Source organism: Enterorhabdus sp. P55 (assembly GCF_009911695.1).
Lineage (GTDB): Bacteria > Actinomycetota > Coriobacteriia > Coriobacteriales > Eggerthellaceae > Enterorhabdus.
Map to the genome: position 1 here is coordinate 1 of NZ_QWKK01000085.1, position 9,892 is coordinate 9,892.

10 protein-coding genes are annotated in these 9,892 nt (G+C 69.1%); 9 read left to right on the top strand and 1 reads right to left on the bottom strand.

Going from position 1 to position 9,892, the window contains the following annotated elements:
• The coding region (locus tag D1643_RS08300) for a TIGR04190 family B12-binding domain/radical SAM domain protein (protein WP_160710179.1) at window positions 1-2,158 on the bottom strand (2,158 nt) is incomplete at its 3' end.
• Between the two features lie 245 nt (window positions 2,159-2,403).
• Here D1643_RS08300 and D1643_RS08305 point away from each other — a divergent pair.
• The 9 genes from D1643_RS08305 (at window position 2,404) to D1643_RS08345 (ending at window position 9,810) form a co-directional block, all read left to right on the top strand.
• Window positions 2,404-3,759 carry an amidohydrolase family protein gene (locus tag D1643_RS08305; protein WP_160710180.1) on the top strand — a complete coding sequence of 452 codons (1,356 nt, stop codon included), beginning with the start codon at window positions 2,404-2,406 and terminating at the stop codon, window positions 3,757-3,759.
• Between the two features lies 1 nt (window position 3,760).
• Complete coding sequence (locus D1643_RS08310; protein WP_160710181.1) at window positions 3,761-3,979, top strand: CASC3 protein CASC3; 219 nt, start codon at window positions 3,761-3,763, stop codon at window positions 3,977-3,979.
• A 33-nt stretch (window positions 3,980-4,012) separates the two neighbouring features.
• Window positions 4,013-4,558 carry a twin-arginine translocase TatA/TatE family subunit gene (locus D1643_RS08315; protein WP_160710182.1) on the top strand — a complete coding sequence of 182 codons (546 nt, stop codon included), beginning with the start codon at window positions 4,013-4,015 and terminating at the stop codon, window positions 4,556-4,558.
• A 2-nt stretch (window positions 4,559-4,560) separates the two neighbouring features.
• Window positions 4,561-5,343 (top strand): twin-arginine translocase subunit TatC, encoded by a 783-nt coding sequence (tatC, locus tag D1643_RS08320; RefSeq protein WP_160710183.1) that lies wholly within the window; start codon window positions 4,561-4,563, stop codon window positions 5,341-5,343.
• Window positions 5,344-5,540: 197 nt separating this feature from the next.
• Window positions 5,541-5,903, top strand: coding sequence for a hydrogenase maturation nickel metallochaperone HypA (locus tag D1643_RS08325; RefSeq protein WP_160710184.1), 363 nt, complete (start codon window positions 5,541-5,543; stop codon window positions 5,901-5,903).
• A gap of 3 nt (window positions 5,904-5,906) precedes the next feature.
• Window positions 5,907-6,557 carry a hydrogenase nickel incorporation protein HypB gene (gene hypB / locus D1643_RS08330; RefSeq protein WP_160710185.1) on the top strand — a complete coding sequence of 217 codons (651 nt, stop codon included), beginning with the start codon at window positions 5,907-5,909 and terminating at the stop codon, window positions 6,555-6,557.
• A gap of 366 nt (window positions 6,558-6,923) precedes the next feature.
• The gene (gene nadE / locus D1643_RS08335; protein ID WP_160710186.1) at window positions 6,924-7,742 is read left to right on the top strand and encodes an NAD(+) synthase; all 819 of its coding nucleotides are present in this window, start codon (window positions 6,924-6,926) and stop codon (window positions 7,740-7,742) included.
• A 126-nt stretch (window positions 7,743-7,868) separates the two neighbouring features.
• Window positions 7,869-9,116, top strand: a complete 1,248-nt coding sequence (locus tag D1643_RS08340) for a sensor histidine kinase (protein ID WP_160710187.1) — start codon at window positions 7,869-7,871, stop codon at window positions 9,114-9,116.
• Window positions 9,106-9,810 carry a response regulator transcription factor gene (locus D1643_RS08345; RefSeq protein ID WP_160710188.1) on the top strand — a complete coding sequence of 235 codons (705 nt, stop codon included), beginning with the start codon at window positions 9,106-9,108 and terminating at the stop codon, window positions 9,808-9,810. Before D1643_RS08340 ends, D1643_RS08345 begins: the two co-directional genes overlap by 11 nt.
• Window positions 9,811-9,892 lie beyond the last annotated feature (82 nt).

Genomic DNA, 9,892 nt, shown 5'->3' on the forward strand with positions numbered 1-9,892 from the left:
TGCCCGCGCTCGCTGCCTCCGCGGCCGCGCGCTCGCGCTCCTCGGCCATCATCTGCTCGAGCAGGGGGTCGCGCTCCACGGTGGCGCGCGCAGCCTCCGGCACGGCCGGCGCCGCGCCGGCTACCGACGACGTGCCGGCGCGCCCGGCCTCGAGCTGGGCGTTGGCCGCGTCGAAGGCCTCGTTCGTGTTCGCGCGCGAGAACCCGGGCGCCACCACGCTGCCGGCGGCGGCCACCTGCTCGCCGTGCTCGTCGGCCAGGGTGCGGCCGTCGCCCATGCCGTCGGTCACCTCGCCCTTGAAGGTGCAGTTGGCGGTGCCGTCGGGGTTCCAGGCGGGCGAGCGCACGCCGTTTTCCTGGTCGGGGTAGTCGAAGCCTGAGCACGCCGGCCGCGTCTTGCCGGCCAGGCGCGCCGCGAAGTTGGCCGGCTCGTTGGTCAGCCACAGCTTCGCCAGGTGCGCCGCATGGGTGGGCTTCACGTCGAAGGCCCAGTTGAGCTCCGACTTCTCCGCCACCGTGCTCTCGGAGAGCCGCTCGAACTCCTCCTTGAGCGCCGCCAGTCGCGCGTCGATGCGCCCCGTGCCCTCGTAGAGCACCTCGTCCAGGCGCCGCATCTGCTCGCGCGCCTCGCGGATGCGGCGGTCGGTGGCCGCCGCCATGGCCGGGTCGAGGATGCCGTGCTCGCCTTTGATGCGGTTGAGGTCGAGGGCCGCGTCGTAGGTGGCCTCCACCATCTCGTCGTTGGACATGGAGGTGCTCTCGTAGTTCATGATGTGCTTCCACGAGGGCAGGATCATGCGCTCGCGGTGTTCCTCGAACGTCCGCGCGCGCAGCTTGTAACCGTAGGCCTCGGGGTTGTCGAAGGCGATGGACCCCACGTCCAGAAACGGCGCCATGGGGCTGGTGAGCACCACCAGGCGCGGGTCGTAGCCCACGCGCTCGTAGAGGTGGCGCACGTACTCGCCCGTCTCGCGCACGCTCGCGGCGGTCTGCTTGGGGATGCCGGTCATGAAGTACAGGTCGAACCGCTCGCAGTTGGGGTGCGACAGCGCGTCGACAATGGTGTCCTCCAGCTCGCGCATGGTGTAGTGCCCCTTGCCGAAGGCCTTGCGCACGTCGTCGTCGTGACTTTCGGCCGAGATCTCCACCGACCAGCTCTTGAGGTTCTCGTCGAGCATCGAGTAGAAGTCATCGCCCCCCGGCGGCGGGCCGAAGAACTCGAAGCCGATGGGGTTGTTCACCTTGCCCTTGAGCCCCATGATGAACTCGCGGGTGTACTCGGGGCCGGCCTGCAGGAAGTCGTTGAGCACGAAGATGGGCCCCCACACGTGCTCCTGCACGTGCTGGATGTCGCGGATGAGCAGCTCAGGCGCGCGCCACGCCACGCGCCGGCGCCCGAAGTGGTTCTTGAAGGCGTAGGCCGACCCGCCGCAGGTGGCGCAGTTGCGCGAGCAGCCGCGGCACGTCAGCGACGCCGTCACCGGATAGGAGAGCCACCCCTTCATGGGTAGGTAGCTCGTCATGTCGTGGTGGCGCAGGACGCCCTTCATGGGATAGTCGTAGTCGAGCGAGATGGCGTTCATGTCGTCGGGCACCCACGACAGCGGGTTGATGTGCACCGCGCCCGTGGCGTCCTTCCAGGTGAGGTTGGGGATGTCCGACAGGTCGCCGACGGGCGTGTGGGTGCGCGCCGCCCGGCTCACGCGCTCGACGAGCATTCGCATGGGCTCCTCGGTGGAGTCGCCGCGGAACACGTAGTCGATGCAGTCGTAGGCGATGAGATCCTCGTGGAAGATGGATGACGACAGCCCGCCGAAGGAGATGGGCACGTCGGGATGGAGCCGCTTGAGGATCTTGGCCACCTCGATGGAGCCGTGGCAGTGCGGCATCCAGTGCAGGTCGATGCCGAACAGGCGCGAGTCGAGCCGCGCCAGGTTGCGCTCCACGTCGAAGTTGCGCTTGTGCAGCATCATCGACGCGAGGTTGTAGATGCGGGCGCGCAGCCCGTGGCGCTCGAGGTACTCGCACAGGGTGGTGAGCCCGAGCGGGTACATCTCGAAGATGGGCGTGGAGGGCACCATGTCCGACACCGGTCCGTACATGATGGAGCGCTCGCGGAAGTCGTAGGTGGCGGGCGCGTGTATATAAGTGATATCCATAGTCTGCATAATAGTGCGGAGTATAGCAGGGCGGAGGCCCTGCGAAGCGGGGAAGGCGGCGGGCCGCCCGGCTGACCCCTCGCGCGGCCCCTCGGGCCGTCCGCCGCCATCCGCCGTCCCCCTCATTTCACGCATAAGCTGTGTGTCTGGGGGCCCGGCTCGGCGGCCAGTGCTATCATGCAAGTCTCTATGTAAACCGCGCGCAGGCTTCGCGTCCTGCGCGTTCGAGCCGACGAGAGGGTCATATGCTTATCTGCGCACAGTACATCCTCCCGGTCACCTCCGAGCCCCTGCGCAACGGCGCCATCCTCGTGCGCGACGGTGTCATCCGCGACATCGGCGACGTGGACATGCTGCGCCTGCGCTATCCCGAGGAAGAGGTGCTCGACTACGGCGTGTCCGCCGTCATGCCCGGCCTCATCGACCTGCACACCCGCATGGAGAACTCCGTCATGCGCGGCCTGCTCTCGGACGTTCCCTACGCCACCTGGCTCATGGCCCTGGCCGAGAAGGCGAGCGCCATGGAGATGGCCGACTGGTTCGACTCCGCCATCCTCGGCGGCCTGGACGCCCTCTCCAGCGGCATCACCACCGTAGCCGACATCACCGCCACCGGCGCCGCCTGCACCGCTGCCCAGAAGCTGGGCCTGCGTGCGGTCATCTACCGCGAGGTGGGCGCCATGGACAAGAACCGCGTCGACTACGCCGTGCACTCCGCCCAGAAGGACATCCTCCACTGGCGCGAGGAGGTCGACTCCTCTCGCGTCACCATCGGCGTCGCGCCCGCGCCGGTCTTCACCAACCATCCCTCCGTGTTCGCCCGCGTGAGCGACCTGGCCTGCAAGGAGGGCCTGCCCGTGGCCATGCGCCTGGCCGGCAGCCGTGAGGAGTTCAACTTCGTCATGTACGGCTCGTCGCCGTTCGCGGTGCACACCATGGACGCCAAGCGCGGCTACGTGGAGATCCCGCCGTGGCTGCCCACTGGCGTCACCCCGGTGCGCTACGCGCTCAACTGGGGCGCCTTCGACGCGCCCAACGTCATGGTCGTCCACGCCGTCCACGTGACGGACGAGGACGTGAAGAAGCTGCGCGAGCACAACGTGTCAGTGTGCGTATGCCCCCGCGCCAACTCCCAGCTGGGCATGGGCGTGGCGCCCCTCGACGAGTTCTTGCGCGCGGGCCTGCGCGTGGGCCTGGGCACGGACTCGCCGGCCGCCACGGACACGACGGACATGCTCACCGAGATGCGCCTGGGCATGCTGCTCCAGCGCTCGGTCAACACCCGCCGCTTCCTCGACACCTCCACCATCCTCGAGCTCGCCACCATCGGCGGCGCCCGTGCCCTCGGGCTGGAGGACAAGATCGGCTCACTGGAGATCGGCAAGCGCGCCGACATCATCGCCGTCGACCTGTCCAGCTCGCATCAGGCGCCCACGGGCAACCCCGTGTCGGCCGTGGTCAACACCACCACGGCCGCAGACGTGCTGCTCACCATGGTGGACGGCAGGATTCTCTATGAGAAGAACAAGTGGCACGTTGACGTGGAGGTGGCCAAGAACATCGCCCGCGTCATCGAGATTCGCAGCAAGCTGAGGGCCTAGCATGGCGCAGACCAACAAGAAGCAGAACAAGCAGAAGCAGAGCCTCACCCCCGCCCAGCGCGCCGAGCGCGTCCGCGCGGCGCAAGAGCGCGAGCGCCGCGCCAAGGAGAAGGCCGAGGCCGCTGCCAAGACCAAGAAGATCTTCACCATCGTCGTCTGCGTCATACTGGTGCTTGCCCTGGGCATCCCCACCATGGCGCTCACCGTGCTGTCGCTCTAGGGCGCCGCACCGATCCGAGAAAGGACCGCATCCGTGTTTGGTATCGGAGGATTCGAGCTCTTCCTCATCCTGCTGTTCGGGTTCCTCATCTTCGGGCCCGACAAGCTCCCGGCCATGGCCAAGACCCTGGGCAAGGCCATCGCCAAGTTCCGCAACGCCCAGGAGGAGATGACCGGCGTGCTCAAGGGCGAGGTGTTCGACAAGGACGCCGACGAGCCCTTCAAGAACCCGCTGGACGCCCTGGACAACGCCGCCGCCAAGGCGAGCAAGGTCACTGACCAGGCGAAGAAGGCCGCCACGCAGGCGCACGAGAAGGCCGAGAGCTTCTCGGCCCGCAAGGCGCGCTACGACCGCGAGCGCGCTGCCAAGAAGGCTGCCGAGGCCGCTGGCGCGTCGGGCGTGGCCCCGGCTGCCAGCACCGCCACGATGAGCTTCTCCGAGCGCAAGGCACGCTACGACCGCGAGCGCGCTGCCCGCCAGGCCGAGCAGGCCAAGCCCGTCGCCGAGGCTGCAGACGAGCCGGCCCCGGCCGCCGGCCCCGCCGCGGATGCGTCCGCCGACCAGAAGGGGGGCGAGTAGCCATGCCCATCGGACCGGCGCGCATGCCGCTCTTCGACCACCTGGGCGAGCTGCGCATGCGCCTCGTGCGCATCGTCGCCTGCCTGGCCGTCGCCGTCATCGTCTTCTACATGGCAACGCCCACCATGGGTCAGTTCCTGCTGCTGCCCATCGCCGAGTACCTGCCGGTCGATCCGGTCACGGGCATGGCGTCGCTGCAGGCCATCGACCCCTTCGAGGCGTTCGCCGTGCGCTTCCAGATATCGCTGTGGGCGGGCATCGTGGCCTGCTCGCCAGTGATTCTCTGGCAGCTGCTCGCCTTCTTCCTGCCGGCGCTCAAGCCCAAGGAGCGCAAGTGGTTCATCCCCACCTTCGTGGCGGCGGTGGCCCTGTTCATCATCGGCACGGTGTTCTGCTACGCCATCATCTTGAACCCGGCGTTCCAGTGGCTCACCGACCAGGCCATGGGCCTGGGCTACGTGGCGCCGCGCATGTCGTCCTACGTCGACATCATCATCAAGTTCGAGATCGGCTTCGGCGTGGCCTTTGAGCTGCCGCTCGTCATCTTCTACCTGGTGATCTTCGACGTCATCCCTTACAAGAAGCTGCGTGGCAGCTGGCGCACCGTGTACGTGGCGCTCATGGTGCTGTGCGCCGTGGTCACCCCCGACGCGTCGCCCGTGACCATGCTGCTCATGTTCGCCGCCATGATCGTCCTCTACGAGGGGAGCCTGCTTCTGGCGCGCGTGGCGCTGGCGCGCCGCATCAAGCGGCAGAACGCCGAGCTGGCAGCCGAGGAGGAGTAGCCTCGGCGCCGCCAGCGCAACGCCAGGGTATTTGACGCTGCGGGACCGACGGGCGTCCGGCCTGGCCTCTTATGCGCCGCCTTCCGCGCCGCGGCGCGCTCGGCCGCGTGACGGAGCCATTCCGGGCGCCCGTCGGCCTCTTGCTGACCTGCTGCGCTAATCTGTGGGCAAGACCTAAAAGAGGTGAGGTATGCACCATGCATGAGCTAGGAATAATGACCGGCGTGCTCGAGGCGGCCACCGCCTCGGCGCGCGAGGCCGACGCCACGCGGCTGCTCAAGGTGACGCTGTCGGTGGGGGAGATGACCGAGGCCATCGAGGACGCGCTCGTGTTCTCCTTCGAGGCGCTCGTGGAGGGGGACCCCTTCACCGCCGATGCCGAGCTCGAGGTGCGCATGGTCTCGCCCCGCAGCCGCTGCCTTGAGTGCGGCGCCGAGTTCGAGCACGACCGCTTCCACCTGTTCTGCCCGGAGTGCGACGGCTTCTGCACCGAGCTTCTGGCCGGTCGCGAGCTGCAGATCGACTCCATCGAGGTAGACCTGCCCGACGAGGAGGAGTAGAGCATGAAGATCGACCTGAAGCAGCCCATCCTGGACAAGAACGACTCCCTGGCGGCCGAGCTGCGCCAGCGCTTCGCCGACAATCACGTGTTCGTGCTCGACCTGCTGGCGAGCCCGGGGTCGGGCAAGACGTCCACCATCCTGGCCACCATCGACGCGCTGCGCGACGAGTTCAACATCGCCGTCATCGAGGGCGACATCGCCTCCAACGTGGACGCCGAGAAGATCAAGGCCCAGGGCATCGCCGCCGTGCAGATCAACACGGGCGGCGCGTGCCACCTGGAGAGCGCCATGATCAAGCGCGCCGTGGACGTGCTCGACCTGGAGCGCCTCGACCTCATCATCATCGAGAACGTGGGCAACCTCGTGTGCCCCACCGACTTCGACCTGGGCGAGAACGCCAAGGTCATGATCCTCTCGGTGCCCGAGGGCGACGACAAGCCGCTCAAGTACCCGGGCGTGTTCCAGGTGTCTGACGCCATCATCCTCAACAAGGTGGACACGCTGCCGGTGTTCAACTTCGATCGCGCGGCCTTCGACGACGCGGTCACGCGGCTCAATCCGCAGGCGCCCGTGTTTCCCCTCGCCGCCACCTCGGGCGAGGGCGTGGACGCGTGGACGGAGTGGCTGGCCGAGCGCGTGCGCGCCGTTTAGGCGCTCGCGGCCGGCTCGCGGGCGCGGCGCGCCAGGATCCGCGAGCCGGCGGGCGTCCTCCTGCCTGGTCTCAGGTCGTCGCGGGTGCGGCGACCTTCTTTTTTTGCCTGGCGACTGCAAATTCGGACGGTTTTGCACCGGCGTTTGCCCGCGGGGAGTCTCCCTGGGGCCGTTTTGGCTCTGCGGGGAGGCGTTTTCCCTAGTCGGTTTTGGCCTGACGGCAATCAGGGAGTGCAAAACCGTCCGAATTTGCAGCAAGGGGCGCGATTGACGAGGTTTTTGTTCACGTGGCCGCAACCTAGGCGAAACACGACGCGGGCATACTGGGCATGCCGGCTTGGCGAAGGAATCGAGAAGGGCGGTCTTATGGAAGCAGCTGAGAAGTACGCGGCGTGCGTAGGCGCCACGCGCGCGTTCGTACGGGACGCCGGCTTCGCCGACGTGGTGATCGGGCTGTCCGGCGGGATGGACTCCTCGCTCGTGGCCGTGATGGCCGTCGATGCCCTGGGCGCCGAGCACGTGCATGGCGTGATGATGCCGGGCCCCTACTCCAGCGAGTCTTCGGTGGATGACGCCGAGGCGCTCGCCGCCAACCTGGGCATCGACGTGGTCACCGTGCCCATCTGCGAGCCCTTCGAGGCCTTTGAGTCCGTGCTGGCGCGCGCCTGCGGCGGCGCCCTTGCGGGGCTGGCGGCCGAGAACACCCAGGCCCGCTGCCGCATGACCTGTCTGATGGCGCTCTCCAACGCCTGGGGCTGGCTCGTGCTCAACACGGGCAACAAGAGCGAGTCGTACATGGGCTACTCCACGCTCTACGGCGACATGGCAGGGGCCTTTGCGCCGATCGGCGGCTTGTACAAGACCGACGTCTTCGCCCTCGCGCGCTGGCGAAACCGCCGTGCGGCCGAGGCGGGCCAGGCGCTGCCCATTCCCGTCAACGTGTTCGTGAAGCCGCCGAGTGCCGAGCTGGCGCCCGGCCAGAGCGACGAGGCCAGCCTGGGAGTCGGCTACGACGTGCTGGACGCCATTCTCGTGGACGCCTTCGAGCGTGGGCTGGACGCCGCCGCGCTTGTCGCTGCCGGCCACGATCCCGCCCAGGTGGAGCGCGTTTTGGCCCGCGCCGCCGCCTGCGCCTACAAGCGCGCGCTGGAGCCGCCCTTCCCCGCGGCGCCGTTCTACGGGTAGCCCCCCGCTTCGCGCCCCGCGCGCCGCCTCCCCCTTGCATCGCGCGCGGCCTCCCTCGGCAACGGCTCCGCCTCATACCCCCGCTGGCGTATGGCGCGCGTCCGTCCGCTCCGCTACCATGGGGTCATGACGAACCTCCTCATACACGACAAGCCCCAGACGCTCACCGACTGGCTCTTCGACCTGGTCATAGCCGCAGGCGCCTTCGGCTTCGGCTGCCTTCAGCTCACGGTGGCGGTCAACCTGCTCATTCCCGACGAGTCCCTGCGCCGCCTCATGGGCATCGACGCCATGGTTCCCACGCCGGCGGCCATCCTCGCGGTGGCGGTGACCACGCTGCCGCTCGTGCTGCGCCGGCGCTGCCCCTGGCCGACGCTGCTCATCGTGCTCACCGCCTGGGCCTTCTTCCAGTCGCAGATGGGCGCGGTGTCCATGTCGCTCATCGGCCCGCTCGTGGCCTCGTTCACCGTGGCCTACAGCTGCTCGCGGGCCGAGGCCGCCGTGGCCGGCATCGCATCGGCAGGCGTGATCGTGGTGGCGGCGAGCACCTCGTCGCTTCATGCGCTCGCCTCGCTCACCCTCGTGCAGAACATCGCCTTCATGGCCGCGGCCACCCTGGCCGGCTACGCCCTCCAGGTGCGCCAGGACTATCTGCGCGCCGCCGAGGAGCGCGCGCTTGCCGCCGAGCGCACGCGCGAGACCGAGGCCGAGCGGCGCGTGGAGGAGGAGCGCGTGCGCATCGCGCGCGAGGTGCACGACATCACGGCGCACTCGCTCTCGGCGGTAAGCATCCAGGCGGCTGCGGCCGAGCGGCTCATCGACCGCGATCCGGCTGCCGCAAAGGAGGCCATCTCTGTCGCACGTGGCACGGCCAAGGAGGCGCTTGAGGAGATTCGCGCCATGATCGGCGTGCTGCGCGCCGGTGACGGCGCGGCCGAGGCGCGGCCCACCGAGGGCACCGACCGCATGGCTGACCTGGTGGCCTACCTGGAGGGCGCCGGCGTCAAGGCAAGCCTCGCGCAGGAGGCCTACGATCGCGCGGCCGTGCCCGCCTTCGTGGACGTGGCGCTGTTCGGCATCGCGCGCGAGGCGGTCACGAACATCGTGCGCCACGCGGGCGCCACCCGCGCGGCCCTCTGCCTGGCCGTCGAGCCGGGCGTGGCCGTCCTGTTCGTGGACGACGACGGCCGTGGGGCGCCGAATCCCGGCGCCGGCGGCGCGGTTGGCGGCGGCCACGGCATCGAGGGCATGCGCGAGCGCGTCCGCCTGCTCGGCGGCTCCTTCGAGGCCGGCCCGCGCGTTGGCGGCGGCTTCCGCGTGCAGGCCCGCATCCCGCTCGACCCGACCCACGAAGGAGGTTCCCATGGAGCCTAGCGACGACATCCGCGTTTTGGTGGTGGATGACCAAGACCTCGTGCGCAGCGGCTTCAAGGCCATCCTCTCATCTTACGATGGGCTGCGCGTGGTGGGGGAGGCCCGCGACGGGGCCGAGGCCGTCCTGCGCGCCCAGGAGCTGCGGCCCGACGTGGTGCTCATGGACATCCGGATGCCGCAGAAAAGCGGCATCGAGGCCACGCGCGACATCACAGGCAACCCGCTGCTCGCCGGCACCCACGTGCTCGTGCTGACCACCTTCGACATCGACGAGTACGTCTTCGACGCGCTGGCGGCCGGCGCGAGCGGCTTTCTGCTCAAGGACGCCGACCCCGACGACATCGCCGCCGCCATTCGCGTGGTGGCCGCCGGCGACGCGCTCATCCAACCGTCGGTGATGCGCCGCCTCGTGGAGACGTTCGTGGCCGCGCGCCCGCGCGCCGGCTGGGGCACGGGCGCGCGCGGCGATGCCCTGCGCGCGGCGCTTGCCACGCTCACCGACCGCGAGCGTGAGATCCTCATGCTGGCCGCACGGGGCCTCTCCAACGAGGAGATAGCGGCTGACCTGGTCATATCTCCGGCTACCGTCAAGACGCACCTGGCCCGCGTCATGGCCAAGACCGACGCTCACGACCGCGCCCAGCTGGTGGTGTTCGCCTACGAGAGCGGCCTCATCGCGCCGAGCGCCCGCTAGCGACCCGTCGGCGGCGCGGGCGGTTGGCCGGCTCTGCGACCGCGCCGCGGGCCCGGCTTCGCGGCGGGCGGGTCGCCCGGCG